Source organism: Arthrobacter globiformis (assembly GCF_046536215.2).
GTDB lineage: Bacteria > Actinomycetota > Actinomycetes > Actinomycetales > Micrococcaceae > Arthrobacter > Arthrobacter globiformis_E.
The window spans coordinates 628,218-654,870 of record NZ_CM143421.1; the positions used below are offsets into that span (position 1 = coordinate 628,218).

General features: G+C 67.5%; 19 protein-coding genes. 10 read left to right on the top strand and 9 right to left on the bottom strand.

Features of this window, described 5'->3' with window-relative positions; translation table 11 throughout:
* Positions 1–127 precede the first annotated feature (127 nt).
* Positions 128–940, top strand: a complete 813-nt coding sequence (locus R5O87_RS02925; protein ID WP_410555516.1) for a COG1470 family protein — start codon at positions 128–130, stop codon at positions 938–940.
* Positions 940–1,257, top strand: coding sequence for a PAAR domain-containing protein (locus tag R5O87_RS02930; protein ID WP_410555517.1), 318 nt, complete (start codon positions 940–942; stop codon positions 1,255–1,257). The genes R5O87_RS02925 and R5O87_RS02930 overlap by 1 nt, the downstream gene beginning before the upstream one ends.
* 33 nt (positions 1,258–1,290) lie before the next feature.
* Here R5O87_RS02930 and R5O87_RS02935 read toward each other — a convergent pair whose 3' ends face one another.
* Complete coding sequence (locus tag R5O87_RS02935; RefSeq protein WP_410555518.1) at positions 1,291–1,737, bottom strand: hypothetical protein; 447 nt, start codon at positions 1,735–1,737, stop codon at positions 1,291–1,293.
* Positions 1,738–1,840: 103 nt separating this feature from the next.
* Here R5O87_RS02935 and R5O87_RS02940 point away from each other — a divergent pair, with 103 nt between their 5' ends.
* The gene (locus R5O87_RS02940) at positions 1,841–1,996 is read left to right on the top strand and encodes a hypothetical protein (protein ID WP_410555519.1); all 156 of its coding nucleotides are present in this window, start codon (positions 1,841–1,843) and stop codon (positions 1,994–1,996) included.
* 340 nt (positions 1,997–2,336) lie between these two features.
* Here the strand turns inward: R5O87_RS02940 and ligD are convergent, their stop codons facing one another.
* Positions 2,337–3,359, bottom strand: coding sequence for a non-homologous end-joining DNA ligase (gene ligD, locus R5O87_RS02945; RefSeq protein ID WP_410555520.1), 1,023 nt, complete (start codon positions 3,357–3,359; stop codon positions 2,337–2,339).
* 314 nt (positions 3,360–3,673) lie between these two features.
* On the opposite strand from ligD, the gene R5O87_RS02950 reads away from it, so the two are divergent.
* The gene (locus tag R5O87_RS02950; protein ID WP_410555552.1) at positions 3,674–5,536 is read left to right on the top strand and encodes an alpha-amylase family protein; all 1,863 of its coding nucleotides are present in this window, start codon (positions 3,674–3,676) and stop codon (positions 5,534–5,536) included.
* On the opposite strand, the gene R5O87_RS02955 is transcribed toward R5O87_RS02950, so the two are convergent.
* Positions 5,503–5,667: a hypothetical protein gene (locus R5O87_RS02955; RefSeq protein WP_410555521.1), complete on the bottom strand. Its 165-nt coding sequence runs from the start codon at positions 5,665–5,667 to the stop codon at positions 5,503–5,505. The genes R5O87_RS02950 and R5O87_RS02955 overlap by 34 nt on opposite strands.
* 191 nt (positions 5,668–5,858) lie before the next feature.
* Here R5O87_RS02955 and R5O87_RS02960 point away from each other — a divergent pair, with 191 nt between their 5' ends.
* Both R5O87_RS02960 and R5O87_RS02965 read left to right on the top strand, forming a co-directional pair.
* The gene (locus R5O87_RS02960) at positions 5,859–6,548 is read left to right on the top strand and encodes an alpha/beta hydrolase family protein (protein ID WP_410555522.1); all 690 of its coding nucleotides are present in this window, start codon (positions 5,859–5,861) and stop codon (positions 6,546–6,548) included.
* Between the two features lie 591 nt (positions 6,549–7,139).
* The gene (locus R5O87_RS02965) at positions 7,140–9,008 is read left to right on the top strand and encodes a M23 family metallopeptidase (RefSeq protein WP_462836371.1); all 1,869 of its coding nucleotides are present in this window, start codon (positions 7,140–7,142) and stop codon (positions 9,006–9,008) included.
* Between the two features lie 34 nt (positions 9,009–9,042).
* Here R5O87_RS02965 and R5O87_RS02970 read toward each other — a convergent pair whose 3' ends face one another.
* Positions 9,043–11,223, bottom strand: coding sequence for an elongation factor G-like protein EF-G2 (locus R5O87_RS02970; protein WP_410555524.1), 2,181 nt, complete (start codon positions 11,221–11,223; stop codon positions 9,043–9,045).
* A gap of 249 nt (positions 11,224–11,472) precedes the next feature.
* On the opposite strand from R5O87_RS02970, the gene R5O87_RS02975 reads away from it, so the two are divergent.
* Positions 11,473–13,602: an amylo-alpha-1,6-glucosidase gene (locus tag R5O87_RS02975; RefSeq protein ID WP_410555525.1), complete on the top strand. Its 2,130-nt coding sequence runs from the start codon at positions 11,473–11,475 to the stop codon at positions 13,600–13,602.
* Between the two features lie 100 nt (positions 13,603–13,702).
* Positions 13,703–14,734 (top strand): glycosyltransferase family 4 protein, encoded by a 1,032-nt coding sequence (locus R5O87_RS02980; RefSeq protein WP_410555526.1) that lies wholly within the window; start codon positions 13,703–13,705, stop codon positions 14,732–14,734.
* A gap of 65 nt (positions 14,735–14,799) precedes the next feature.
* Here the strand turns inward: R5O87_RS02980 and R5O87_RS02985 are convergent, their stop codons facing one another.
* The 3 genes from R5O87_RS02985 to R5O87_RS02995 form a co-directional block, all read right to left on the bottom strand.
* The gene (locus R5O87_RS02985) at positions 14,800–17,511 is read right to left on the bottom strand and encodes an ATP-dependent RNA helicase (RefSeq protein WP_410555527.1); all 2,712 of its coding nucleotides are present in this window, start codon (positions 17,509–17,511) and stop codon (positions 14,800–14,802) included.
* 339 nt (positions 17,512–17,850) lie between these two features.
* On the bottom strand, positions 17,851–19,293 hold the full coding sequence (locus R5O87_RS02990; protein ID WP_410555528.1) for an HNH endonuclease signature motif containing protein: 1,443 nt from the start codon (positions 19,291–19,293) through the stop codon (positions 17,851–17,853).
* 199 nt (positions 19,294–19,492) lie between these two features.
* Positions 19,493–20,224, bottom strand: a complete 732-nt coding sequence (locus tag R5O87_RS02995; RefSeq protein ID WP_410555529.1) for a hypothetical protein — start codon at positions 20,222–20,224, stop codon at positions 19,493–19,495.
* Positions 20,225–20,413: 189 nt separating this feature from the next.
* Between R5O87_RS02995 and R5O87_RS03000 the strand changes: the two genes are divergently transcribed.
* Complete coding sequence (locus tag R5O87_RS03000) at positions 20,414–21,052, top strand: hypothetical protein (protein WP_410555530.1); 639 nt, start codon at positions 20,414–20,416, stop codon at positions 21,050–21,052.
* Positions 21,053–21,102: 50 nt separating this feature from the next.
* Here the strand turns inward: R5O87_RS03000 and ggt are convergent, their stop codons facing one another.
* Complete coding sequence (ggt, locus tag R5O87_RS03005; RefSeq protein ID WP_462836372.1) at positions 21,103–22,929, bottom strand: gamma-glutamyltransferase; 1,827 nt, start codon at positions 22,927–22,929, stop codon at positions 21,103–21,105.
* Positions 22,930–23,055: 126 nt separating this feature from the next.
* Positions 23,056–24,297, bottom strand: a complete 1,242-nt coding sequence (locus tag R5O87_RS03010; protein ID WP_410555553.1) for an MFS transporter — start codon at positions 24,295–24,297, stop codon at positions 23,056–23,058.
* A 196-nt stretch (positions 24,298–24,493) separates the two neighbouring features.
* Between R5O87_RS03010 and R5O87_RS03015 the strand changes: the two genes are divergently transcribed.
* Complete coding sequence (locus tag R5O87_RS03015; protein WP_410555532.1) at positions 24,494–26,650, top strand: amylo-alpha-1,6-glucosidase; 2,157 nt, start codon at positions 24,494–24,496, stop codon at positions 26,648–26,650.
* Positions 26,651–26,653: the final 3 nt, after the last annotated feature.

Consider the following 26,653-nt stretch of genomic DNA (forward strand, 5'->3'; position numbering starts at 1 on the left):
GGCTCAACGGGCAACCGCAGTGCCCAGAAGTCCGGCCGGGCGGAGTGCTGCCGGTCTTATCCGGCGCCGTAATCTCTGAGGACTTGCGAGCGCATTTTCCCGTGTGCTCGGCTCCGGAGGAGAGGCTATGAGCACTACTGCATCGCTTGATATGCCCCGCCTCAGCCTGGAGGCTGGTGCCGAGGGGGTTGTCCATCTGACTCTCCGAAACGACAGCGACGTAGTAGAGGAGTATGCGCTACGGGTTGTGGGCCCGGCAGCGTCCTGGGCCGAAATCCTTCCAGACCGTATCTCGCTATATCCCGGACACAACACCACGGCCGCAGCGACATTCAAACCTCTCCGGTCCGCTTCCATCCCCGCTGGAGACTTCGTCTTTGGAATCCACGTGTTGCCCACCGAGCATCCTGAAGACGCCGTGCTGCCGGAAGGGGTTGTCGAGGTCCTCCCGTTCGTTGAGACGACAGGTGAACTCATGCCGCGCATGTCCCGGGGCAAGCGCGGGGGCAAGCACCATGTTGCCCTCGACAACTGGGGAAATGTCCCTGTCACAGTGGAACTGGCCGGGTCTGACCCCGGCGAGCTGCTGGAATTTGAGCTGGAGCCCCCGGAACTGACAATCGAACCTGGCACGGTTCAGTTCACGGCAGTCCGTGTTCGTCCCGCAGAGAAGATTTGGAGTGGCACGCCTGCCACGCGCATGTTCGCGGTGACGGCGACGCCGGAGGGCGGACTTCCCGTTCTGCTCGACGGGAGCCACGTTCAGGATCCCGTGCTGCCGTGGAGAACGATCAAGGCGGTGCTTTTTCTCCTGCTTCTCGCCGCGGCGCTGACGGTGGCGTGGAACCTCTCGGTCGAGTCTGTCAGGGTGAGCGAACCCTCGAAGCCGGGCGCCTCCCAAGGGGCTGCCCTGAACGTTCTGCCGTACGGGATTCAGTGATGCCCACAGGCCCTGCGCTCCGGGCCGGTGATACGGCGTTGTGCCCACTGTCCGACGGTCCCAAGCCCCATGCCGGCGGGCCCGTCACGCCCGCCGCCGGGGTACCAACTGTGCTGATCGGCGGGATGCCTGCTGCCGTGGCGAACGCCCTTCCCGGCGGAATTGTCTGTGTTTCTCCGGCACCGAACGGGATCGCTACGGGCAGCCTGACGGTGCTCATAGGTGGCTTCCCTGCTGCCCGCGTGGGTGATCTAAGCCTCCACGGCGCGCCCGTTGCGCCTGGCCCCGGTTGTCCGACGGTCATCATCGGCGGTTAGACGTTTGGCGTCGGTCCTGCGGGGTCCATCCTTTTATCCACCGGCGGCGGCGGTTTCGGTAGATGGAGCGGGCGCGGTAGGGCCATCCGTTCCACCCTGTGGAGCAGTTGTTTCCGTGGGGCAGACCGACAAAGGGGACGAGGTGGCGGGCAGGCTGAGCTTCACGGTGGTTGAGTTGTTCTTCTCATCGGTCTCTTCAACGGCACTATTCGGGTCCGCAATGAATGTCACTTCGTGAGTTTGTCCTAGGTCAGTAATCCGGATGTTGGCATGAATTTCCGCCAGCTTCATTCCTGGAGCCGCTTCCAAAGTTCTCTCCTGATGCAGCCCACCATCTCCCGCTAACGACCCGCTGTGAATTCCCACCTGAATCGCCGGGATCCCTTGCCCCAGAATTCGCAACTCCAGCCACACGAAAAGACAAGCAGTAGTTTCGGGCGGATTCCCCAAGCCCACGGCGCATTTTTGTGGCACTGCCACGCTGAGGTCTGGCTTCTCCGTAAGGACGTCTGTTGACTCCAAGGGGGCCGGCCGTGCGGTCACTTGAGTTGCTGGCGTGGCGGGAATATCAGGCGTGCACACTATGGTCGGAATCTCTGTTGACGGTGCCGCCGACCCCGATGAGGTGGTCGTATTAGTCGGGGTGTTCGTGTCCGTCGGCGATGTCGACTGCGAGGCCGTCTCCGTGGCGCCAGTCGATTCCGACTCCGAGGGCGATCCAGAACCCGAGGAGGGCTGAGATTGCGTGGGGGTCTCGCTGGAACTCGTCGTCTGGCCAGTCGGGCCCCCGGTAACGACCGGCGTTGGACGGGTGGTCAAGTCGGGCACACGCGGACCACAGCCAGCAAGGGCCAACACCATGAGCAGAACCGGCACAATGCGCCAGCGCTTCCTGTAACGACTCATCCACGCACACTCCGCTCAGACCGAAGCCCATCCATCTGCGGGCTACTGCGGCGGGCAGTTCGTCACCCCCACAGCCAGTTGGCATCCATCCTGCGTCGCTTATGCGGGGCATCCGTGCCTAAATGGGCAGTCATTGGGGCACGGTTGCCTTCTCGATAGCGGTGTCCCTCCGGCTACTCCGGCTTCTTCGCCCTGCTTGGCTGCACGCGGGGCGGCTCGCCCGGCATCTTGGGATAGTCAGGCGGGAACGGCAGTTCGCCGAGCCCGTTCTTGAGGTCGCGCTCCCACCATTCCAGCAGTGTGTCGATGGTGCCCGCTGTCGCGTGCATGTCCGCCCATGGGTCCCCCACCGTTTTTAGCCTGTCCGGCACGGTGAGGATGGTGAAGTCCTTGGGCCTGACCTCCGCGAGCTCGTCCCAGGTGATCGGGCAGGACACGGAAGCATGCGGCAGGGCACGCGGGCTGTAGGCGCCGGCGATGGTGCGGTCCCGGTTGGCCTGGTTGAAGTCGACGAAGATGCGCCCGCCGCGCTCCTCCTTCCACCAGTTGGTGGTGACCTTGTCCGGCATGCGCCGCTCCAGCTCCCTGGCTGCGGCGATCACGGCGTGGCGGACGTCCAGGAACTCGCGTGTCGGCTCAATCGGGGCGTAGACGTGCAGGCCGCGGTTTCCAGAGGTTTTCAGGAACGCTTCCAGCCCGGCCTCGGCGAGCACCTTCCGCAGTTCCAGGGCGGCGGGGATGGCGTCGTCGTAGTCGGTGCCCGGCTGGGGATCCAGGTCGATTCGCAGCTGGTCGGGATTGTCCGAGTTGTCCGCATGGGACGGCCAGGGATGAAAAACCACCGTGTTCATTTGCGCAGCCCAGACCACTGCAGCCGGCTCGTCGAAGACCAGCATGGGGTGTGAACGCGCACTGGGAAATACCACCTTCACCGTGCGTATGAAGTCCGGCGCTCCTTTGGGCGGGTTCTTGGAGAAGAAATGCTCGCCGTCCACGTTGCCCGAGAACCGTTGCAGAGCTACCGGCCGGTCTCCGTTGGCCCGGATGAACGCCTCCCCGACATCCACGAAGTAGCGCGCCAGGTCCAGCTTGGTCAGTCCCAGTTCGGGCCACAACACCCGGCTAGGACTGGAAACGCGCATTTCCCGGGGGCCGTCGGGCCCGTCGACACTGATGGTGGTCTGTTCACTGGCCATGGGGACAACCTACCCCGCCGGCCCGCGGACGTCAGCAGTACGCGTCCGGCGATTGTGCCGCGGTCCACGGCGGGCAGACCGCCCAGGTGAGTCCCGCCGTCGTGCCCCCCAGAAACTTCTGCCGGCTCTCTGGGCACCGGCGGGGCCATCTGTAAGGATGAAACTCACCGGGCGCCGCCCGGCGCAGAGCAACCTCGAAGGAGACCCGTTCCATGGTTGAATCCCCGAGTCTGGACGCCACCCAAGGACCATCCGCTGCCGAGGGATCCGGCTCGGCACGGGACTCACAGGCGGCCAACCGCCAGCTGTTCGGCATGGCGGCCGCGCAGGCCGGCCTGGAGCCGGGCAGCAGGGACTGGAAGGCACTGGAGCAGCGCTTCGACCGCCACTACCCCGACCTGTCGCGGCTGTTCGGTTCGCTGTACGGATCACGGCCGGACATCGAAGAGCAGCTGGGAGCCCTGGCGCTGGAGATCGCCCGTTCTTGGCAGGAGCGGCCAGCGGATCTGAAGGAGCTCGACGCCGGCCGCGAGGGCAACGCCGAATGGTTTCAGTCCAACCGCATGCTCGGCGGCGTCTGCTACGTGGACCGGTACGCGGCCGACCTGGAGGGGGTCCGCGCCCGCATTCCGTACTTCAAGGAACTCGGCCTTACCTACCTGCACCTGATGCCGCTGTTCCTGGCCCCGGAGCCCCTGTCCGACGGCGGCTATGCGGTCTCGAGCTACCGCCAGGTCAACCCGAAGCTCGGCACCATGGACCAGCTGCGGGCACTCGCCGCCGAGCTGCGGGCCAGCGGCATCAGCCTGGTGGTGGATTTCATCTTCAACCACACCTCCAACGAGCACGAGTGGGCGCAGCGGGCCGCCGAGGGCGATGCGCGGTACAGCGACTACTACTGGATCTTTCCGGACCGGACCATGCCGGACGCGTTCGAACAGAACGTTCGGGAGATCTTCCCCGAAGACCACCCCGGCTCCTTCGTGCAGCTGCCCGACGGCCGGTGGGTTTGGGCCACCTTCCACAGCTTCCAGTGGGACCTGAACTACTCCAACCCCGAGGTGTTCCGGGCCATGGCGGGAGAGATGCTGTTCCTGGCCAACCTCGGCGTGGACATCCTGCGGATGGATGCGGTGGCCTTCATCTGGAAGCAGCTGGGAACCTCGTGCGAGAGCCGGCCCGAGGCGCACACCCTGCTGCAGGCGTTCAACGCCGTTTGCCGGCTGGCGGCGCCGTCATTGCTGTTCAAGTCCGAAGCGATCGTGCACCCGGACGAAGTGGCACTGTACATCGATCCGGCCGAGTGCCAGCTGTCCTACAACCCCCTGCAGATGGCGCTGACCTGGGAGGCACTGGCCACAAGGAACGTGTCGCTGCTGGCCCAGGCCCTGGAGCGGCGGCACAACATCGCGCAGGGAACATCCTGGGTGAACTACGTGCGGAGCCACGACGACATCGGCTGGACCTTCGCCGATGAGGACGCCGCCGAGTTCGGCATCAACGGCTTCGACCACCGCCGGTTCCTGAACTCGTTCTACGTCAACCGGTTCCCCGGCAGCTTCGCCCACGGCGTGCCGTTCCAGGACAACCCGCGGACCGGCGACTGCCGCATCTCGGGCACCACGGCGTCGCTGTGTGGCCTGGAGGACGGGTCTGCCGAGGCGATCCGCCGCGTCCTGCTGGCGCACTCGGTGGCCTTCAGCACCGGTGGCGTTCCACTGCTCTACCTGGGCGACGAGGTGGGACAGCTCAACGACTACGGCTACGCACAGGAGGATGGCCACGAGGCGGACAGCCGGTGGGTGCACCGGCCGCAGTTCCCTGCCGAAAAGTATGCGAAGCGGCTGGACCCGGCCACCCCTGAGGGGGCCGTGTATGCGGGGCTCCGGCGGCTCACGGAGGTCCGCGCAGCAACCCCGGAGCTGGCGGGCACCCGCCTCATTCCGTTCAACACGAACAACCCCGCCGTGCTGGGGTACCAGCGGCCCGGCGAGGGTACGGTGGTCCTGGCCTTGGCTAATTTCAGTGACGGGCCGCAGGTAGTGGCGGCGGATACACTATCCGGGTTCGCGGCCGAAGCCTTGGATCTGTTTTCCGAGGATCCCGTGCGGATCGACGAGGGGCTGGTGCTGCTGCCGCAGGACTACACCTGGCTCCGGGTGGTCCCGGCTTCCTGAGAACTGTCGCCGCCTGCATCGAGATTGAAGGCTGCGGTTCCGCAGAACGTGGCAACGACCATGGCAACAAGCGCCGCGTCGAGTGTGCCGCTGCCGACGGTCAGGGGTGCGACGGGCCGGTACACGACCATGGTAGTTCCTCCTGGCGGATGTTGTGCTGTGTCCGGCATCTCCCGCTTCTGCAACAACTGTCCGGCCCGGAGCTGGCTGGAGACTTTCGCCTGTCTGTGCCCGGGCTGTGCATGCTGGGCGCTGTGCATCACCACGCCGGCGTTCCGGCAATCTGTCCGGGCTGCGCATTCCAATCAGGCATGATGGAGTCATGCCCACCGCTGACTCGCCCATCACCATTGCCGTCGGTGACGGCCAGGTCTCCGGCGCGTATGCCCGGCCGGCCAATCCGTTCGCAACGCTCGTGCTGGCCCACGGTGCGGGCGCTGGCATGGAGCATCCGTTCATGCGCGGGTTCACCGGCGCATTGAACGACGACGGCGTGGCCACCCTGCGCTTCAACTTCGCCTACCGCGAGGCGGGGCGGAAGTTCCCCGACCGGCCGCCGGCGGCGATCGCCACCTGGCGTGCGGCGATGTCCGAGGCTACCGCCCGCGCGGAGTCCGCTGGGGGCACCGAGCCGGTGTGGGCGGCCGGGAAGTCGTTCGGCGGCCGGATGGCGTCCATGGCGGTGGCTGAGGGAATGCCGGCTGCCGGGCTTATCTTCCTCGGCTACCCGCTGCACCCGCCAGGCAAGCCCGAGAAGCTCCGCGACGAGCACCTCTATGGAGTGGAAACCCCAATGCTGTTCCTGCAGGGGACGCGCGACACTTTCGCTACCCGGGAGTTGCTGGAAGGCGTGGTGTCCCGGATCGGACCGACCGCGACGCTGCAGTGGTGCGAGGGCGGCGACCATTCGTTCGCCGTTGCCGGCAACAAGCGCACGGCCGAGGATATCGGTGCCTCGCTGGCCGCACCCGTCGCCGCGTTCCTGCTAGCCAACAAGCCTTCAGGCCACTAAGTCGCACGGTCCGGGCACAGTTCAATGCCCAAGTGGGCAGTCAATCTGAGTCCCGCGAGCCCCCTTGCTTCAGATCTCCCCGCGTTCACTGTGAGAATTGCTGATGTCCCATGGCTCAAAGTGGGTCTTTGGGGCAATGCTAGAACCCAGGAGCAGTGACCGCCGGTTCCCCTGTTGTCGGCGTGAAGCCACAATGAGGTCTATGCCTGCCGTGTGCCCAGTTCGGCGGGCCAACCTCGGGAGCATTCTGTGGCAGCTCAGAGTAGGCGACAAGCAACGAAGAAACGGGATTCGGCTAGAAGGAAGATCGCCGGCAGGCTGACGTTGCGAACTCTCGCGGCGGCACTGATCCTTGGTTTCGCCGTGTTCGCCTTCGCCCAAGGCCCAATCAAGTTGGGTCAACACTCTGCTGGTGAGGTCACGTTGCCGATGGCTCCCACCGGAAGCGAAGACGCACCACTCCTTGACCCGAACAACACTCCACAGGTGAAGGTGCCCTTTGCACCAGTGATCTCTAAGTCTGACATCAAGGGGGCAACGACGCTTGGTGTTGCGTCGGCACTGCTAAAACGGCCGCCTAAAGGATCCCTCATGGCGCCTCTCGAAGTCTTGGTCAGAACGTCTCCGTTTGGTTCGCGTAGGAGTCCACTCACGGGTCTATTGGGCGAGTTCCACTATGGGCAGGATTTCGCGGCACCCTGCGGAACGCGGGTCTACGCTGCCGACGCCGGCGTCGTACGTGCAGCGGGCTGGCACCCCTGGGGAGGCGGCAACAGACTGGAGATTGACCACGGGAATGGCCTGATCACGACCTATAACCACCTGCTGAAGTTAGGTGCCGAGAAAGGCAGCAAGATCAGGGTCGGGGAGGTTGTTGCCAAAGTTGGCACCACAGGATCATCTACTGGGTGCCACCTGCATTTTGAAGTCATCGAGAACGGACAGCATAAGGACCCGAATCTGTGGCACCTGTTGAGCATCCGTCAGATTGATCGCCTGCGCGGGGACGAGAAGATGATCAGCTTTGACCCCAGCTCGGTGAGTACCTTGGGCTGGACAATCCCCTCGATGGCGGGAAAAACCTTCAGCCCGAAGGAGCCTGATCCACCAATTCAACCGCCGCATTGCAGCACTAAACCGCTGCCGTCGGACTGCCCGTCGCCAGACAAGTGCAAGTTCGACCCGCAAGCACCCGGCTGTCCACCACTGACAGACAGATGCCAAACCAATCCACAGGCATCGGGCTGCCCGCCGACAGACACATGCAAAACCAACCCACAAGCACCCGGCTGCCCGCCGACAGACACATGCAAAACCAACCCACAAGCACCCGGCTGCCCGCCGACAGACACATGCAAAACCGACCCACAAGCACCCGGCTGCCCGCCGACAGACACATGCAAGGCCACCCCGGACGTCCCGATGGCGGCAGGCTGTTCCCTCCCGCCGGGCTGCACCGCCCAGGCCGACACACCGGTTCCCGCCGGCTGCCCACTCCCGGCCAGCTGCGCCTTCCAACCCAACCAACCTGTCACCGCCGGCTGCCCACTCCCCACCGGCTGCATCATCCAGGCCAACGGCACCATGTCCCCCAGCTGTCCCATCCCGGCAGGTTGCGTAATCCAGCCCAACCAACCCGTCACCGCGGGCTGCCCCATCCCGCCAGCCTGCGTCACCCAGGCCAACACGACAGTCCCCGACGGCTGCCCACTGCCTGCCAGCTGCGCCTTCCAACCCAACCAACCTGTCACCGCCGGCTGCCCACTGCCTGCCAGCTGCGCCTTCCAACCCAACCAACCTGTCACCGCCGGCTGCCCACTCCCCACCGGCTGCATCATCCAGGCCAACGGCACCATGCCCCCCAGCTGTCCCATCCCGGCAGGTTGCGTAATCCAGCCCAACCAACCCGTCACCGCGGGCTGCCCCATCCCGCCAGCCTGCCTCACCCAGGCCAACACGACAGTCCCCGACGGCTGCCCCCTGCCTGCCAACTGCGCCTACCAACCCGGGGTCACCGTCACCGCCGGCTGCCCACTCCCCACCGGCTGCATCATCCAGGCCAACGGCACCATGCCCCCCAGCTGTCCCATCCCGGCAGGTTGCGTAATCCAGCCCAACCAACCCGTCACCGCGGGCTGCCCCATCCCGCCAGCCTGCCTCACCCAGGCCAACACGGCAGTCCCCGACGGATGCCCCCTCCCGGCCGCTTGCGCCTACCAACCCGGGGTCGCCATGCCTGCCAACTGCCCCCTCCCGGCTGGCTGCGGGGTACAGGCGCAATTGCCGGCCACGTGTCCATTGCCGCTCGAGTGCCAAGTGCTGCCGGAGCAGTTGCCGCCCTGGTGTCCTAAACCGCCAGCGTCAGCCAAGGAACATGAGGCTTCCGGCAGTCCGCCACCCTGGAAAAAGCCAGCCACCCGCGAATCATCTAGATTCCAGACGCTGGTGAGCTCAAGCTAGTGCCACCCTAATTGTGCGCAGCCGGCCAAGGCCCTCAGGCGTTCGCCGCAGCCGGCGCCACGTTGCCCGGGACCGGCTCGTGCCGCAGGTAGCTGCGCCGGAACCGGCCGGTGCCGGCGGTCAGCGCCCGCAACTGGACCGCATACCGGAGCAATTCTCCGTCCGGGACCTCGGCGGTGACTTCCGTGGCGTCCCCGCCGGACGACGTCGTGCCCGTGAGCCGGCCACGGCGCGACGACAGGTCGCTCATGACCGCCCCCACGTACTCGTCCGGGATGCTGATGGTGACGGAAGAGACCGGCTCCAGCAGCTGGATGCGGCCGGCGGCCGCGGCCTCGCGCAGGGCCAGCGCGCCGGCTGACTGGAACGCGGCGTCCGAGGAATCAACGCTGTGGGCCTTGCCGCCCACCAGGGTCACCCGGATGTCCACCACCGGGAAGCCGGCGGAAACGCCCTTCTGCATCTGCGCCCGCACGCCCTTCTCCACCGAGCCGATGAACTGGTTCGGCACCACGCCGCCCACCGTCTTGTCCACGAACTCGAAGCCCGCCCCGCGGTCGAGCGCCTCCACCTCGATGTCGCAGATCGCGTACTGGCCGTGGCCGCCGGACTGCTTGACGTAGCGCCCGTGCCCGGCGGCCGGCGCGGCGAAGGTCTCCCGCAGCGGCGTCACCACCGGCACGGTCTGCAGCTTCACGCCCTGGTCCCGCAGACGGTCCAGGACCACCTCGCCGTGCGCCTCACCCATGCACCACAGGATCAGCTGGTGGGTTTCTGAGTTCCGTTCCACCCGGAGTGTCGGGTCGCCGGCGGCCACCTTGCCCAGGCTCTTGGCCAGCGCGTCCTCGTCGCTGCGGGTGGCGGCCTCGACGGCCACCGGCATGAGCGGCTCCGGCATGTCCCAGGCGGTGATCAGCAGCGGGGCGTCCTTCGCTGATACCGTATCGCCGGTCTCGGCGCTGCCCAGCTTGGTGATGGCGCAGATGTCACCCGCCACGCTGTACGGGACGGGCTTCAGGCTTGCCCCCATTGGGGAGTAGAGGTGTGTGAGCCGCTCGTCGCTGTCGTGGTCCTCATGGCCGCGTTCGGCCAGGCCGCGGCCGCTGACGTGCACCGCTGAATCCTCGCGCAGCGTGCCGGAGAAGACGCGCACCAGGCATACCCGCCCCAGGAACGGGTCCATGGTGGTGCGGACGACCTCGCCGGCCAGCGGCCCGGCCGGATCGCAGGACAGCGGCCCGGCCGGCTCCCCGGCAAGGTCCGTCACGTCCGGCACGGCACGCTCCAGGGGCGTCGGGAACGCCCGGGTCAGCATGTCCAGCAACTCCGAGATCCCCAGTCCCGTCTCGGCAGAGGTTGGCAGGACAGGGAAGAATGATCCGCGCGCCACAGCCGTTTCAAGATCCCCCACCAGGACGTCGACGTCGATGTCCTCACCGCCGAGGTAGCGGTCCATCAGGGACTCGTCCTCGCTCTCGGAGATGATGCCCTCGATCAGTGTGCCGCGCTCGGACTCGGCGGCGGCGAGCTCATCGGCACTCGCGTCCCGGACCGCCGGTTCCGGGGACTCGCCGTCGTACTCCGAGACCTGCCCGGACAGGAGCCCCAGCAGTCCCGTCACGCCGCCATTCCCGCTGACCGGCAGGTAGGCGGGAACCACAGACTGGCCGAAGGCGCTCTGGCAGGCGGCCAGGGCGGCGTCGAAATTGGCCCGCGGATGGTCAAGGCGGCTAATCACCACGGCCCGTGGCGTATCCAGCTGGGCGCACTCTGCCCACAGTGCGGTAGTGGCGGCATCGATGCCGTCCACGGCCGACACCACGAACAGTGCCGCGTCCGCGGCGCGCAGCCCGGCCCGCAGTTCGCCGGTGAAGTCCCCGTAGCCCGGCGTGTCGAGCAGGTTCACCTTCACGCCGTCGTAAATCAGTGGTGCCACGGACAGGACCACGGAACGCTGCTGGTGGATCTCGGACGGCTCCGCATCACTGACTGTGTTGCCGTCAACGATGGAACCCATCCGCGGGATGGTTCCGGCGGCGGCGAGCAGCGCCTCGAGGAGCATGGTCTTGCCGGCCCCGGAGTGTCCCACCAGCGCAACGTTGCGGATGCCCTGCGGCTTATCCACCGGCGACCCGGCGGACGCGTCCGCCCGCCGGAGATCGGAACTTCCGCGGCCGGGACCCTTGCCCCGGCCATTAGTACCTCTTGCCGACATGACCATCTCCCGGCGTGCTAGTCGTGAGCCGCCAAGCGGCCTTGGTAAGAAGATTCGACACCTAAACCCGCTGTTCAGCAAGAGGTCCGGCCCCTCGGCAGGAGTCCGACGGCGCCGGGGCGCCACTCCCCGGAGCGTCCCCGCCGGATGGGAATAACCCGTTGCGGCGTCATCCCGGTAGGGGGACGATGGATAACGTGGCCGCACAGGCCGGCCCATGCCATCCGACTAGTCGCCAGGGAGCAGTCGATGAGTGCGTGGAATGAAAATATCGGTGCAGGATCATCTGGGCTGACAGCGGTGACCGTGGTGGAAGGCTCCTCCTTCTGCATCTCGGCCGAAAGCGGGGACGTCCTTCCCGGCCAGCCGCAGGGCGCCTTTTACCAGGACACCAGGATTCTGTCCCGCTGGCAGTTAACGGTCGACGGCGTGCCTCTCGAACCGCTGTCCGGCCAGACCCGTGAGCCCTACCGGGCGGTCTTCGTCGGCAGGCCCCGCGGGGCCAACGGTGCGGTGGAGAGCCCGCTGGTGGTGGAACACAGCCGGCAGGTCGGGCCCGGCCTGCGTGACGACATCAACATCCACAACTACTCGGAACAGCCGCGGACCTGCCGGGTTCAGATCAGGGTGGATGCAGACCTGAGCGACCTGTTCGACGTCAAAGGCGGAAAGGTGGTGCCGTCCGCCGAGCACAGCCGCAAGGTCCGGGCCGACGCCCTGCAGATTGATGCCATACGCAACGGCGTCCATCGCGGCGTGGTCATCAGCGCCGCGGGCGCCGCGGTCTCCGAGGATGCCCTGACGTTCGACGCCGAACTGGCCCCCCGCGGCTTGTGGACTGCCACCGTGCTCACCACACCCCTGATTGACGGCACGGGGCCGGAGCAGCCCTTCACGCATGAGTCGGCTCCGCACGTGGGCGCCCAGCGCTACGCCGCCTGGGAGGAACATGTTCCCCGGCTGACCGTGACGGACAAAAACGTGGAGAAGGTCCTCACCCGCAGCCAGGAGGATCTGGGTGCCCTCCGGATCTTCGATCCCGACCACCCGGAGCGGGCAGCAGTGGCCGCCGGCGCACCCTGGTTCATGGCACTCTTCGGCAGGGACTCCATCCTGTCTTCCTACATGGCGCTGCCCGTGGATCCGAAGCTGGCCGCGGGGACCCTCCAGACGTTGGCCTCACTGCAGGGCGAAAAGGTTGACCCGGACACCGAGGAGGAGCCAGGGAGGATCCTGCACGAGGTGCGGCTGGGCGTCACCGCCGGACTCGCACTCGGCGGCAGCCAGGCATACTACGGAACCGCGGATGCGACGCCCCTGTTCGTGTCGCTGCTGGCGGAACTGGGACGCTGGGGGCTGGCGGGCGACCTGCTGGACTCGCTCCTGCCACACGCCGACCGGGCGCTGGACTGGGTGGAGCACTACGGCGACCGCGACGGCGACGGCTTCGTGGAGTACCAGCGCGCCAACAAGCACGGGCTCCTAAACCAGGGCTGGAAGGACTCCTGGGACGGCATCAATTTCGCCGACGGCCGGATGGCGGAGGCTCCGATCGCACTGTGTGAGGTGCAGGGCTACGTCTACAGCGCCTACTTGGGACGCGCGCTGCTTGCCCAGCAGCTGGGCGACGAGGAGACCGCGGCCAAGTGGAACCGGCGCGCCGCTGATATCAAGGCCGAGTTCAACGAGAAGTTCTGGCTCCCGGAGCGGGGATACTTCGCCGTGGCCCTGGACAAGGACAAGCGCCCGGTGGATGCCTGTGCCTCCAACATGGGGCACTGCCTCTGGGTGGGCATCGTGGACGCGGACAAGGCGCCCCAGGTGGCCAAGCGGCTCATGTCGCCCGAGATGTTCACGGGATGGGGAATCCGGACGCTCGCCTCGGACATGGGCGCGTACAACCCGGTCAGTTACCACAACGGCTCGGTGTGGCCGCACGACACAGCGCTGGTGGCCGCCGGGCTCATGCGCTATGGGTTCGTCGAGGAGGCGACGCGCATTGCCACGGGCCTGTTCGACGCGGCGGAACAGTTCGACGGACGGCTGCCGGAACTCTTCTGCGGATTCTCCCGGGACGATTTCCCCGATCCCGTGCCCTTCCCCACGTCCTGCTCGCCGCAGGCCTGGGCCTCAGCGGCGCCGGTGCACCTGATGCGGACGCTTCTGCGCTTCGATCCCCTGCTTCCCCGCGAGGAGGTCTGCCTGGCCCCGGTTCTGCCTGCCGGGTTCGGCAGTTTCCGCGCCGATAACGTGCAGATGGATCATTCCCGGATCACCCTGAGCGCCGCCGGTAACGAGGGTTCCATTGAGGGCCTGCCGCAGGGCATGACCGTGCTCAACCAGCCCCGGCCGCCGCTGGAGCGGCTGATGGCGCCGTGACAATAATGGCGCAGTAGCGCCGGCTGACGGTCCCAACCACAACTGAATGGTCTCAGTAGTTAATCGGTCTCAGTAGATCCGGACGACAAGGGAGCTGCGGATGCGTATCGGTTTAATTGCGGGGCCTTGGTACCCGATTCCCCCGGCCGGTTACGGAGGCATCGAACTGGTGGTCGACGCCTTGGCGAGGGGATTTTCCAGGGCGGGCCACGAGGTGCTGCTCGCCGCCGCGGCGGACAGCACCTGCCCGGTGGAACGCCTTCCCGGGATGCGTTCCTCCGAACCCGACTTCGTTGGGTTCACCTCCTCGGAGCTCAGCCACGTGATCAGCGCGTATGCCGGGATGGACGGCATGGTGGACCTGGTCCATGACCACACACTGGCCGGCCCGCTCTACCGGGGCCGTCCCGAGGGGCTGCCGGTGGTGACCACCATACACAGCGACTTGTCGCCCTCGTTCGCCGCCGTGTATGGCGCGGCGGCCCGGGACACCACCCTGATCGCCATCTCCAAAAGCCAGATCAGCAGCGTGCTGGCGGACCGCGTGGCGGCCATCATCCCCCATGGCATGGAGGTGGCCGCTGTTCCGGTGGGGCACGGGCGGGGCGGCTACGCGTGCTTCCTCGGCCGGATGTGCCCCGACAAGGGCGTGCTGGAGGCCATCAGGGTGGCCCAGCTGGCCGGGATTCCGCTCCGGATCGCCGCGAAGATGCGGGAACCGGCCGAGGTGCAGTACTACCGCGATGTAGTGAAGCCGCTGCAGGGTCCGGACGTGGAGTTCCTGGGCGAGGTGGGCGGCGCGGAGAAGTACGCACTGCTCGGAGAAGCCACCGCCCTGCTCAACCCCATCCAGTGGATGGAGCCGTTCGGCCTGGTGATGATCGAGGCCATGGCCACCGGCACACCCGTTGTTGCCACACCGATGGGGTCAGCCCCGGAAATTGTTGACGACGGCGTGAGCGGCTACCTGGCTTCGTCGCCGGAGGACCTGGCCGGCCTTCTTCAGCGCGCGCGGGATCTGGACCGCGGGACAGTCCGGGCCCAGGCCGAAGACCGTTTCAGCACGGAGCGGATGGTCGATGCCCATCTGGCCCTGTACGCACGGCTTACCGGCGTGACGTCCGCGCGGTAACCATTTCGGCACCACATAGTGCGGCGCGTGAGTCGTTCGGCGCGGCAATCACTGCCGCGCTCAACTCACTTCCGGGTGTTGGGCCGTGCTGTCGCCGTCGCGGTCCACGGGTCCTCGGGCCAGGGGTGCTTCGGGTAGCGGCCCCGCATTTCGGCGCGCACCTGCGCATAGGGTCCGGACCAGAAGGAGGCGAGGTCGTCCGTGACGGCCAGCGGCCGCCGGGCCGGCGACAGCAGGTGAAACTGCACGGCCACCCGTCCGCCGGCCAGCAACGGCGTCCGGTCCCAGCCGAAGCATTCCTGGAGCTTGACCGCGACAACCGGCCTGCCGCCGTCGTCCCCCACCGCCGGATAGTCGATCCGGATGCGGGAACCGCTGGGCACCTCGAGGAATTCCGGCGCAAGGTCGCCCAGCCGGGCGGCGTCGGGCCAGGGCAGCAGCCGCCGGAGCGGGTCGGTGAGGTCGATGCCGGAGGTTGCGGCCCCGCCGGCCAGCGCCTCCAGCTCCGGGCCCAGCCAGTCGTCGAGCCGGGCCAGCAGCGCCTGCTCGGACATGTCCGGCCACGGATCGCCCAGTTCCCGGTGCAGCAGGGCCAGCCGGCGGCGCAACGCATCTGCCGCCGTCGACCATCCGATGGCTCCCAGCCCCTTGTCCGCCAATGCCCTTGCGACGGCCGCGCGGGCCTCAGCCGCGGACGCCCGCACGGGCGTGGACGAGAGCGAGATGGCACCCAGCCGCCGCTCCCGGCGGGCCGTCACCCGGCCCTGGCCAAACGTTGCCTCCACCGTATCGAACAGCAGGTGCGCCGCGGCGGCCTCGGCGGTGTCCGCCGTCAGCGGTGCGGCGGAGCGGATCACGGCACCGGTCCCGGCGGCGTCCCGTCCTTCCGCCCGGGCAACCTCAGCCACGGCCAGCCATTCATGTCCGGCAAGCGGACTCCCTGCGGGAAGGCCGGCCCGCGTTCCGGAAGTCAACAGGTAGCGCTCCGGGCCATCACCGGGGACGCGACGGGCCACCCGGTCAGGGAACGCCAGTGCCACCACCAGGCCGACCTGTTCGGCGCTTCCCGCCGGCACGTCGAGTGCTGGAACCGCCACCGAGGGAAGCCCGACGCCGGCCGCCGCCTGGCGTGCCAGGGTGTCCAGCCGCCGTGCCTCCTCGGCCCAGCGTCTGGACGCGGGATCCTTGCCTGAGCGGAGCGCGGAAACCAGCCGCGGCAGGTCGGCGCCCGTGGCTCGCTGGTCCCCTTCGATGGCGGCAACAACCTCCGCAGCCTTGGTGCCCAGCAGTGCCGTGCCCACCAGGAGGGCGCGTCCCAGCCGGGGGTCGGCGGGGATGCGCGCCAGGGCTTTGCCCAGGTCCGTGGCGAGTCCGTCCTCCCCTATCGCGCCAAGCTCGCGCAGCACCTCTTCGGCGTCGGCCATCGCAGCCGGCGGCGGGGCGTCCGGAAGGGCCAGCCCGCGGCCTCCCGGCGAACCCCAGCAGGCGAGGACCAGGGCGGCGCCCGTCAGGTCGGAGACAGCGATCTCGGGTGTCTGATGGGCAGGCGCTGCGCCGAGGGTCTTCTGGTCGTAGCAGCGGACCACCTTCCCTGGCCCCTGCCGCGCAGCACGTCCGGCCCGCTGTTCCGCAGAGGCCCGCGAGCAGGAGACGGTGACCAGGCCGGTCATGCCGCGGCCGGCGTCGCGGCGTGGTTCCCGGGACAGCCCGGCGTCGACCACCAGCCGGACGCCGGGCACGGTCAGGGAGGATTCGGCGAGGCCGGTGGACACGATCATCCGGGCAGGATCCCCGGGTTTCCGGCCGGATACCGCACGGTCCTGGGCTGCCGGGCTGACCTGGCCGTGCAGTTCCAGGATTTCGACGCCGGGACCCACCCGGGTGCGCAACCGGCCGGCCACGTGGGACACCTCCCAGGCGCCCGGCAGGAACACGAGGGCGTCGGTTCCGGCGTCCGCGGCATGGACTTCGGCGTAGGACGCTGCGGCGGTGTCCGCCACATGGTCCAGGAAGGCACGCGTCACGCCGCGCCCGTCGAGCCGTGCAACGGGTGCCGGCTCCCATACCGTTTCCAGCGCGTGAAGAGCGGAAGGGCAGTCCACGACGGGAGCCGGCCCGCCGCCGTGGGTCTCGCCCGTTTGCTGTCCGGTTTGCTGTCCATCGGGGTCCGCGCCGAGCAGGGCCGCGAACCGCGGCGCGTCCAGAGTGGCCGACATGGCGACGAGCACGAGATCGCCGCGCAGCTGGCGTACCTCTGCGAGCAGGCCCAGCAGGAGATCGGTCTCCAGGCCGCGTTCGTGAACTTCATCGAGGATGACGGCGGCTGTGCCCTCGAGGCCGGGATCGGCCAGCAGGCGGCGCAGCAGGATGCCCGGCGTCACGAACTCGACCAGGGTGGCCGGACCTGCCTGCCGTTCGCCGCGGACGGTGTAGCCCACCCGGTCCCCCAGCTTCGTCCCGTCCAGTGCGGCAAGGCGACGTGCCGCCGCCCGGGCCGCGACGCGCCGCGGCTGGGTGACCACGATGCGTGCCCTGCCGCCGTTTGCGGCAGCCTGGGCCAAGTTGGCAACCAACGGAGGGACCAATGTTGTTTTTCCGGTGCCCGGCGGCGCTTGGACCACCGCAGTTCCGCCCTCACCCTGCCTTGCCAGCACACTGGCCAGCTCCGCCAGCGACTCCGCAAAGACCAGGCCGGAGCCGATGTCCTGGAGGTTGAACGGGGCGGATGGGGCTTGGGCGACGGGTGAAGCGTCTTTCGGGAGTGGTGCGGAAGTCACCCTTCCATTGTGCCGGTGGCAGCGGCGGCACCTGACACGCGTGCGCGTCTTCCTAGGCTGCTGTGATCGAGGACCAGTAAGGCCATGGATCCGCAGGCATCGGCGAGTCAACGGCTTCGATGTCCACCGGGCACTCACCACCGTCAAGGTCGTCGGGAGGTTCCGAAAGCTCAGGGCAGCTCGGTGGCATGGGCCAGTCGTCGCTGAGTGGCAGTTCGGACCAGTCCTGGCTGGCTGGCAGTTGCCGCCAGTCCTGGTCTGGCGGTGGCTCCAGCCGGTCTTCGACGGGCGGCGGTTCGGGCCAGTTCTGCAAGGCCGGGAACTCGGGCAGTTCTTGGACTAGCGGTAGTTCTGGCAAGCGGGTGGTTCCCAGTCCTGCTGCTCGGCCGGGTAGGACCGGCCCATGGGTGAGATCCAGCCCGGTGGGGCGTGGCGGGTGGCGCCGACCGGCTGCCACGCCGTGGAGTGTTTGAGTCTGTGGTGTTTGGGGCAGGGTTGGCCGAGGTTGGCGACGCCGGTGCCGCCGCCGTCGGCCCAGGCGAGGATGTGGTCGGCGTCGTTGTCGAGGGAGTGGTTGTTGCAGTTGGGGAATGTGCATTTGGCGTCGCGGAGCCGCAGCCATTGGCGCATTGGTTTCGTCACCCGGTAGCTGGTGCGTCCGATCTCCAGAGGTGCCCCGTCGCGCGGGTCGGTGAGGACCCGGAGGAATGAGGTTGCGCCGTCGGCCACGAGCCGGCGTGCCATGGACGGCGGGATCAGCCCGTACCCGTCGAGTGTGGCCGGTTCCTCGGACAGGCCGAGCAGCGAGAACACCGGCACCGTGACCAGGACCTGCGCCTTCGGGGACGGAACATCAACCCCGCCAGCGACCCTCTGGGCCGGTTCAAGCGACCAGCTGGCGAACGCGTCCACGCGGAGCTGGGTCAGGGTTCGGGTTTCGGTCGGGCCCTGCATGGCCCGGGCGGCGGCGGTGGTGCGGTTCCAGATCCCGGCCGCCTGGTCCGCGGGCAGATACGCCGGCAGCCAGGCCATGCCGTCCCGGTCCGGGGCATACTCCAGCCGCCGGTCCTCCACGCTCTTGTGGTGGCGTTTTTCGATGCTGACCGGATGATGCCGTTCCCGCCAGTACCGTGCCTTCGCCCGGAACCTGGCCGGCGTCAGCTCCCCGGCCGGGCAACCCCGCGCCGGGTTTGGTGCGTCCGGGTCCAGGAAGTGCGCCTCAAACACCGCCGCGGCTTCGGCTGACAGGCCCTCGGTTTCGTCGCACATGATCCGCCCGTGCTGCCATGACAGTGTTCCTGCCCCGAGCGCGGCGAGGGTCAGCGGCAGGTTCGTGCTCAGCCTGGCCGACTCTTCCAGAAAGCGCGCCGCTGCACCTTCGCTTACAGTCAGGGCGCCAGCGACCTCGGCCGTCACCGACATCTCCAGCGCGTCCCGCTCCGAGGCGGACGCATCAGGAGCCGTGAAAGCCGCCGCGGCAGCAACGAAACCGGCCCCGGCCTGCACCTTCAACGCCGCCACCCGGGCCTCCAGCCGGGCCGTCTCGGCCAGCACATCCAGCCACGCATCCGCCTCATCCCGCAACGGATCACCAGCCACCCCAAGACCCGCAGCGCCCACGGAACCGACACCAGCAACAGAGCCGGCACCAACCAGGGACGCAGCACCGGCAACGGAGCTACTACCGGCCTCGGCGCCGGTGGCCTCACGGACAAAGCCAGCCAACACAGCAACAGAGGACCCAATGCCCTCCATCGCCTCCACTGCTGCCGCGTTTTCCATACCCACAGCATGACAGGGGGTACGACAATTTAGGGGCGGCCAGGGCCTGCCGCGGGCCCGCCCGCAAATATTTTTTCGAGCCGCCCGAGAACGAAAACCAGGTAGCAGCACAGGGCGTTCCCAGCGCTGAGAACGCCCTCATCTGCTACCCAGTTGGGCAGGCCGCCCTACTTTCTGACCCAGCTACCTCCGGACCAAGCTACCGCCGGATCACGACGTCGTCGACGTAGGTGTCGCCCATCTGGCGCGGGTGCTCGGCTCCGAACTGAACCTTGCTGAGGCTGGTGGCGCCGAGGACGACCTGGTTGTTGGAAAACACCTTCGCGCCGTCCAGCCAGATGTCAATGGAGGACTTGTCGCCGTTGGCCCTGACCTGCATCTGCACATGGTGCCAGGCGTTGAGCTTCATATTCGCCGCCGAGAGTCTGGTGAACGCGAACGTTCCGTTCGGGTTGGTGGTGCGCAGCCAGGGCGTGCCCGTGGCGTTGTCGCGGAAGACGTCGGCGATGCGGGTGGCGCCGGAGAAGAACCGAACGTAGGGAACATTGTTCCCGCGCAGCCCGCCGGACACGATGTTGACCCACGCGTCGGCGCTGGCACGCTTGGTGCCGGCCTCCAGGCCGTAGCCCATGTTGGCGATGGACCCGACGGTATTCGTGGCCTGCAAGTGCGCCGAACAAGTGCCGGTATGGGCCCTGGGGCTGGCAACGGCCACCGTGCTGTTACCCGACCGGGTGGCGACGAACGGTGCAATGGTGTTGTCCTCGAAGGTTGTGGCGGTCAGTACCTTGCCCCCGAGGTTGGTCACCGGGACTGCCGTTCCGGCACTGCAGGTGGCCGCCAAAGCGGCCTGCGATGAACCGAAAATCAGGCTGCCCGCCAGCAGCAGCCCAAGGCTTCCGATCGTGCCGAGTTTCCGTAGCTCGCCCATGGCATGTCCTCACTGTTGTTCGGTTGGTCTCCGTAGCCATACAGCTTGCACCCCGGGCACATGGTCGGCTCCGGAAGTTGGAGAAACCTTGGGGAACCCTATGAAGCGCATAATGGCATCATCCGCAGGCAAAAAATACGACGGCGGCTATCAGAGTCTCCGACGGCCGCCAGGGACAAGGAGGTCCGGATGCTGAGGCTTCCCCGCATCACAATCGAGGTTCCGGTGCTTGGCGTCGGCACCAAACCGGCGGACTACGAACAGCTCGCCGCGTACGCAGACGGGCTGCGCAGGCCGCAGGGGCTGCACATGACACTGCTTCACATCGGCATCCTTGAGGACTTCGCGGCTGACGTTGCCGACTGGACCAAGGGCGCCACGGATCCCGGCGAGGCCACCGTCATGACTGCCGAGTGGCTGCGCGCTCTGCCCGTGCTGGAGGGCTTCTCTGGAACGGCGGAGAGACTCGTTCTCTTCGGCGGGGGCCGGGTGTCCGGACTCGACGTGGAGGTGCCCCAGCACGTGAGGGATTTCCAGGTCTCGCTGGTCCAGGCCCTCCATGGGCTGTTGGATGACCTGCTCGTGGACAACCCCGATGATTTCATCCTCAGCTCACGCGCCCTGGGCTACAGGTACCCTCGGTGGCACCCCCACGTTGCCGTCGGCAAACCGAAGTCACCGGGCTACCTAAAGGAAAGCCAGCCAGGGGAACACCGGTCACGGGAACGCAGCGGCTCCTGGGAAATCCGTCCGCTCACGGTGGAGTTCGGACCGTCGCAGATCAGGAACGGGCAGCTGCTGCCGGGCAACAGCGACGGTGTTCCGTAGCGGCCCGCCTTCCGTAGCACCGCGCGTTCCCGGAAGAACGACGGCGGGACTCACCTCGCGGGCTTAACCACCATGGCGGAGCCTCCCCCGCGCCTCACGGGCTCGGCCGCCGCAACCATGCGCCCGCCGGACTTGAACTCGATGGCTGTGGCCGCGCCGATCTCGGCGGCCGAGGTGAACGCGTCACCGGACGGGGTGAACACGTGCCCGAACGGCATCAGCTGCTTTTCGTAAAGCGCAATGAACCCGGGTTCGGCGGTGACCTTGGCCGAGTTGCGCTGCGCCGCCCGCGGAGCCGCGATGGCATCCGAGATGTTCATTCCCAGGTCAACCCGGTTCAGGATAGTCTGCAGCACGGTGGTGATGATCGTCGAGCCGCCGGGCGAGCCGAGTGCGAGGAACGGATCGCCGTCCTCGAGGATGATCGTCGGCGACATCGAGGACCGCGGCCGCTTGCCGGGTTCGATCCGGTTCGGGTCCTTCGGGTCGTACACGGTGGAGAAGTCGGTCAGTTCGTTGTTGAGCAGGAAGCCGCGGCCGGGAACCACGATGCCGGACCCGCCGGTCTGCTCGATGGTGAGCGTGTACTCGACGACGTTGCCCCACTTGTCCGCGACCGTCAGGTTGGTGGTGGAGATGTTCTCGGTGTCCTTCTCGCTGGCGGGGGCCGCCGCGGCGGCCGGGCACGCGCCGTCGTAATTTGCCACGTCACCCGGCGCGACGGGCTTCACGGCGGCCTGCTTCGGGTTGATCTCGCACGAGCGTTCCTTGCCGAACAGCGGGTCTGTCAGTGCGTCGGTGGGAACGTCCACAAAGGCGGGGTCGCCCACGTACTTGCCGCGGTCCGCAAAGGCGAGCGCGCTGGCTTCGAGGTAGTGGTGCAGGGCGCTGGGCTTGGACATCCCGGAGAGGTCGAACGGCTCAAGGATGTTCAGCGCCTCGCCTACCGTGGTGCCGCCGCTGCTCGAGGGAGCCATCCCGTAGACGTCCAGGCCGCGGTACTCGATGTGGGTGGGCCGCTGGTTCAGGGCGGAGTATTTGGCCAGGTCCGCCGTCGTCAGGTGGCCGGCCGGGATGGGCAGCTTGGTGGTCTTGGTCTTCGGCGGCGCCTGGACGGTTGAGGCTATCTCCTTGGCGAGCGCGCCGTGGTAGAAGCCGCGGGTGCCCTTGCCCGCCAACAGCCGGTAGGTGGCCGCGAGGTCCGGGTTTTTGAAGATACTGCCGACGGCGGGTGCGTCACCGCCGGGAAGGAACAGCTTGCTGGTGGAGGTGAACGCCTCGAAGCGCAGCTTGTTGTCGAGGGTCTGCTGCCGGAAGGTGCCGTCCACCACGAAGCCGCGGTCGGCCACCTTGATGGCGGGCTCGAGGACCTCATCGAGGTCCTTGGTTCCCCACCGGTCCAGCGCGCGCTCCCACGTGGCCGGCGTGCCGGGCACGCCCACCGACACGCCGCTGGTGACAAGCTCGGGGGTGAAGTTGTAGGGCTTGCCCGTCTTGGGGTCGATGAACGCGTTATGCGGCATGGCGGCGGGCGCCGTCTCACGGCCGTCGATGGTGCTCACATGCCCGGTGTGCGCGCTGTAGAAGAGGAAGTATCCGCCGCCGCCCACTCCGGCGCTGTACGGCTCGGTCACGCCGAGGGTGGCCGCCGCGGCGACAGCGGCGTCTGCCGCGTTTCCGCCCTTGCGGAGAATGTCGACGGCCGCGGCGGATGCTTCCGGGTCCACGGTGCTGACGGCACCGCCGTAACCGGTGGCGGTGGCGGTCTTTTCGGTCACCCGCTCGTCAGCGAACGCGGGGCTGGTGACGGCCCCTGCCGTCACGCTCATCGCCAGGGCCGTGGTGACGGCTGCTACTCGGCTTCTCAGGTATGGCATGGTCGCTCCCGGGTGTGAGTAATGCGGGTTGACGGTACTGTCACGCTACTCCGCGGCGGAAGGACACTCAACGGCGAAAAGATTCATCCTGTCCGGAGTTCCAGACCTGCTCTCTTTCGGGCCCGGTCACCGGCTGTGGGCTTCGTCAGCCGCGGCGGACTGCCGCCGGCTGGCATACAGAAACGGCACGGCGAGCAGCTGGATCACGCCGCTGAGCGCCACCGAGGCTGAATAGCCGTACACGTCGGCCGCCCGGCCGAGCACCGGCTGCACCACCACGCCGCCGCTGGAGCCCATGAGGGAGGCGAAGCTGAGCACCGTGGCCCGCTGCCTGGAGTCGATCATGTCGTTGAGGTAGGCCTGCCCCACCGGGATCCCCACCTCGGCGACCAGCGCCCACACAGCCAGCAGCACCAGGGCCACCCAGAACTCACGGGTGAACCCGAGCGCCACCAGGATCAGTGCGCTGACGGTTCCGCTGAGGATCAGGACAGTGGTGCGTTTGCGTACCAGGCGCCGGAAGCGCGGTGCCAGCCAGCCGCCCAGGACCTCGGCCCCGGCCACGATGGCTGCGGCCAGCCCCGCGATGGCGTAGGCGCCGCGGTCGCCGAACAGCTCAAGCAGGAACGGCTGCAGGGCGTAGAAGACGTAAATCCCGACGCCGGCAGTGAAGGGCGCGGACAGCATCACGTAGCGCACGGGCGGATTTTTCAGGCCGTTTTCGATGGACGCCGAGAGCACGGCACGCACCGCCTGAAGGGGGCGCGCCGAGCGGTCGGGGGTGAAGCCGACGTCGTGCATGAGCCAGAGGGCCACACCGAACATGGCCAATAGCACACCCACCCGGAGCAGGAACGGCACACCGAGGTTGGTGGCCTGGGCGATGACGCCGCCAGCGACGGACCCTACAAGCATGGCGGTGCCGGACACCATCTGGCCGCGCCCGAGGACGATCTCCAGCGCGCCGACGTAGCCGGAGAAGTGCAGTGCATCCACGAGCCACGCCTCCACGGCGCCTGAAAAGAAGGTGAACCCCAGCCCGAGCAGCACGGACACCGCTGCCCACGCCCAGAACGGCGCGGAGAGCTGCCACAGCAGGTAGTAGAGGAGCGTGGAGACGGACAGCGTGGCGGTGCCGAGCAGGAAGGAGACCCGGCGTCCCCAGCCGTCGGCCACCACACCGGTGGGCACCTCGAAAATGACCATCCCGGCGGTGAAGAATGCATTTGCGGCGAAGGCTTCCAGGTTGCTGAGCCCGGCATCGAGGAGGAAGAGCGTGTTGATGCCCCAGATGAACGACGCCGCAAGGGTATTGCCCAGTGTCAGCGTCAGATAGATGCGCTGCACCTTGCGGGCCGCCGGGTTCATCGCCTCGCTGTCCGGCCCGGCGCGGAGTTGGGGCACGAAACCCATTCTCGTCGTCTTCACCCGGTGCCGCCAGAGACCCTTTTATCGAGGGGCGTTCGAGCGTAGCGTCATGCCCAACGGAGTAGGCGGCGAACGGCGGTGCGGCCCCGGTCCGCACTGTTCCGCCCTCCCTTCCGAGCCTTCGAAGGAGGCGGAAATGGCTGCTGGCTGGAACGCTGATACGGCTGCCGGTCCTGTGGGGGCGGGCACGGTCACCCTGGTGGAAGGCTCGTCCTTCTGCATTTCCTCGGCGAACGGTGACATCCATCCGGAGCATCCGCACGGGGTGTTCCATGAGGACACCCGCATCCTGTCCCGCTGGAACCTGTCCGTGAACGGCCTGCCCTTGGAGCCGCTGACAGCGGAAACCAAGGAGCCATACCGGGCCCTGTTCATTGGCCGGGTGCCCCGCTCTGACGGGTATGCGGACAGTCCCCTGATCGTGGAGCGCCTGCGGGAGGTCGGTGCCGGCATCCGCGAGGAGATCACCATCCGGAACTACTCCTCGAAGGAGACCGAGTGCGTCGTTTCGCTCAGTGTTGAATCGGATTTCGCGGACCTCTTTGAGGTGAAGGAGGCGCGTGTCCAGCGGCGATGGGAGGAATCCCGCCGGCCGGAGGGTGACTCGCTGGTGATTAAGGCCGGCTGGCAGGACCTTGTTAAGAGCGTCATCGTCAACTCCAGCGGCGCGGAGGTCACCGCCGACTCCCTGACTTTCCGGACGGTGGTCCCGCCGCGCGGTGAGTGGAGCTCGCGGGTGAGCGTGGCGCCGGCCGCCAACGGCGGCGGGGTCCCGCCGTCGTCGTTAATCCGTCCCGCCGCAGGTGAGCTGTCCCCGAGCGACCGGCGCCGGCAGGAATGGGTGGCCAAGATTCCCAAGCTGCACATGGGCAACCGCTCCATCGAGCGCACCCTCCGCCGCAGTTACGACGACCTGGGTGCGCTGCGCATCGAGGACCCTGCCCATCCGGAGCGCATCGTCGTGGCCGCGGGAGCCCCGTGGTTCATGACGCTGTTTGGCCGGGACTCCCTTTGGGCCTCGGAAATGGCGCTGCCTGTTGATCCGTCGCTCGCGCTGGGCACCCTGCAGACGCTGGCTGACCGGCAGGGCAAGGTGGTGGACCCGATGAGCGAGGAGGAACCGGGGAAGATCCTGCACGAGGTCCGGCTGGGCGTGTCCAGCGGGCTGGCTCTGGGCGGCAAGTCCGCGTACTACGGGAGCGTCGATGCCACGCCGCAGTTCGTGATGGCCCTTGGTTCGGTCAGCCGCTGGGGATTCGGCCGGGACACCATCGCCGCCCTCCTGCCGCACGCGGACCGCGCGCTGGACTGGGTCCGGCATTACGGCGACAAAGACGGCGACGGGTTCGTCGAGTATCAGCGGCTCAACGACCAGGGCCTGATCAACCAGGGCTGGAAGGATTCGTGGGACGGTATCAACTTTGCCGACGGGACGCTGGCGGAGCCTCCGATCGCACTGTGCGAGGTGCAGGCATTGGTGTATTCGGCGTTCCTGTCCCGGGCGTGGATGGCGTACGACGCCGGCGACACTGCTATGGCGGCGAGCCTTACCGACGAGGCGGCGGAGCTGAAGAGGAAATTCAACGAGCAGTTCTGGCTGCCGGACCGCGGCTATTACGCGGTGGCACTCGACCGGGACAAGCGGCCCGTTGACGCGTGCGCGTCCAACATGGGGCAGTGCCTGTGGCACGGCATCATCGACGAGGACAAGGTGCCGATGGTGGCCGAGCGGCTGATGTCCCCCGAGATGTTCAGCGGCTGGGGCGTCCGGACTCTGGCCACCGACATGGGTGCCTACAATCCGGCAAGCTATCACAACGGCTCGGTCTGGCCGCACGACAATGCGGTCATCGCGGTGGGCCTACTGCGTTACGGCTTCGTGGAGGAGGCGCAGCGGATCGCCACGGCCCTCCTGGAGGCTGCGGACTACACCGACGGACGGCTTCCGGAACTGTTCTGCGGTTTCAGCCGGGAGCAGGTCACCGAGCCGGTGCCGTATCCGACGGCGTGCTCCCCGCAGGCGTGGGCTGCCACCACGCCGATCATGCTGGTTACCAGCCTGATGCGGTACGACGCGCATGTGTCCCGCGGCGGGGTATGGATGGATCCGGTCCTGCCGGTCTCCTACGGGGACCTGCACATCACCAACGCACCCATGGGGTCCGGCCGGATCACCATCGACATCACCGGTTCCGAGGCTTCCGTGCAGGGCCTGCCGGAAGGACTGACGTTCCACCGCGAGCACCGGCCGTGGCTGACAGAGCTGATGGCGGAGGCCGGGCTGGGAAAGTAGGGA

What these genes read in the sequence shown, in the direction of transcription:
- R5O87_RS02925 (WP_410555516.1), top strand. Translation starts at nt 128, where the DNA reads ATGAGCACTACTGCATCGCTTGATATGCCCCGCCTCAGCCTGGAGGCT.
- R5O87_RS02930 (WP_410555517.1), top strand. Translation starts at nt 940, where the DNA reads ATGCCCACAGGCCCTGCGCTCCGGGCCGGTGATACGGCGTTGTGCCCA.
- R5O87_RS02940 (WP_410555519.1), top strand. Translation starts at nt 1,841, where the DNA reads ATGGTCGGAATCTCTGTTGACGGTGCCGCCGACCCCGATGAGGTGGTC.
- ligD (WP_410555520.1), bottom strand. Translation starts at nt 3,359, where the DNA reads ATGGCCAGTGAACAGACCACCATCAGTGTCGACGGGCCCGACGGCCCC.
- R5O87_RS02950 (WP_410555552.1), top strand. Translation starts at nt 3,674, where the DNA reads ATGGCGGCCGCGCAGGCCGGCCTGGAGCCGGGCAGCAGGGACTGGAAG.
- R5O87_RS02955 (WP_410555521.1), bottom strand. Translation starts at nt 5,667, where the DNA reads ATGGTCGTGTACCGGCCCGTCGCACCCCTGACCGTCGGCAGCGGCACA.
- R5O87_RS02960 (WP_410555522.1), top strand. Translation starts at nt 5,859, where the DNA reads ATGCCCACCGCTGACTCGCCCATCACCATTGCCGTCGGTGACGGCCAG.
- R5O87_RS02965 (WP_462836371.1), top strand. Translation starts at nt 7,140, where the DNA reads ATGGCGCCTCTCGAAGTCTTGGTCAGAACGTCTCCGTTTGGTTCGCGT.
- R5O87_RS02970 (WP_410555524.1), bottom strand. Translation starts at nt 11,223, where the DNA reads ATGTCGGCAAGAGGTACTAATGGCCGGGGCAAGGGTCCCGGCCGCGGA.
- R5O87_RS02975 (WP_410555525.1), top strand. Translation starts at nt 11,473, where the DNA reads ATGAGTGCGTGGAATGAAAATATCGGTGCAGGATCATCTGGGCTGACA.
- R5O87_RS02980 (WP_410555526.1), top strand. Translation starts at nt 13,703, where the DNA reads ATGCGTATCGGTTTAATTGCGGGGCCTTGGTACCCGATTCCCCCGGCC.
- R5O87_RS02990 (WP_410555528.1), bottom strand. Translation starts at nt 19,293, where the DNA reads ATGGAAAACGCGGCAGCAGTGGAGGCGATGGAGGGCATTGGGTCCTCT.
- R5O87_RS02995 (WP_410555529.1), bottom strand. Translation starts at nt 20,224, where the DNA reads ATGGGCGAGCTACGGAAACTCGGCACGATCGGAAGCCTTGGGCTGCTG.
- R5O87_RS03000 (WP_410555530.1), top strand. Translation starts at nt 20,414, where the DNA reads ATGCTGAGGCTTCCCCGCATCACAATCGAGGTTCCGGTGCTTGGCGTC.
- ggt (WP_462836372.1), bottom strand. Translation starts at nt 22,929, where the DNA reads ATGCCATACCTGAGAAGCCGAGTAGCAGCCGTCACCACGGCCCTGGCG.
- R5O87_RS03010 (WP_410555553.1), bottom strand. Translation starts at nt 24,297, where the DNA reads ATGAACCCGGCGGCCCGCAAGGTGCAGCGCATCTATCTGACGCTGACA.
- R5O87_RS03015 (WP_410555532.1), top strand. Translation starts at nt 24,494, where the DNA reads ATGGCTGCTGGCTGGAACGCTGATACGGCTGCCGGTCCTGTGGGGGCG.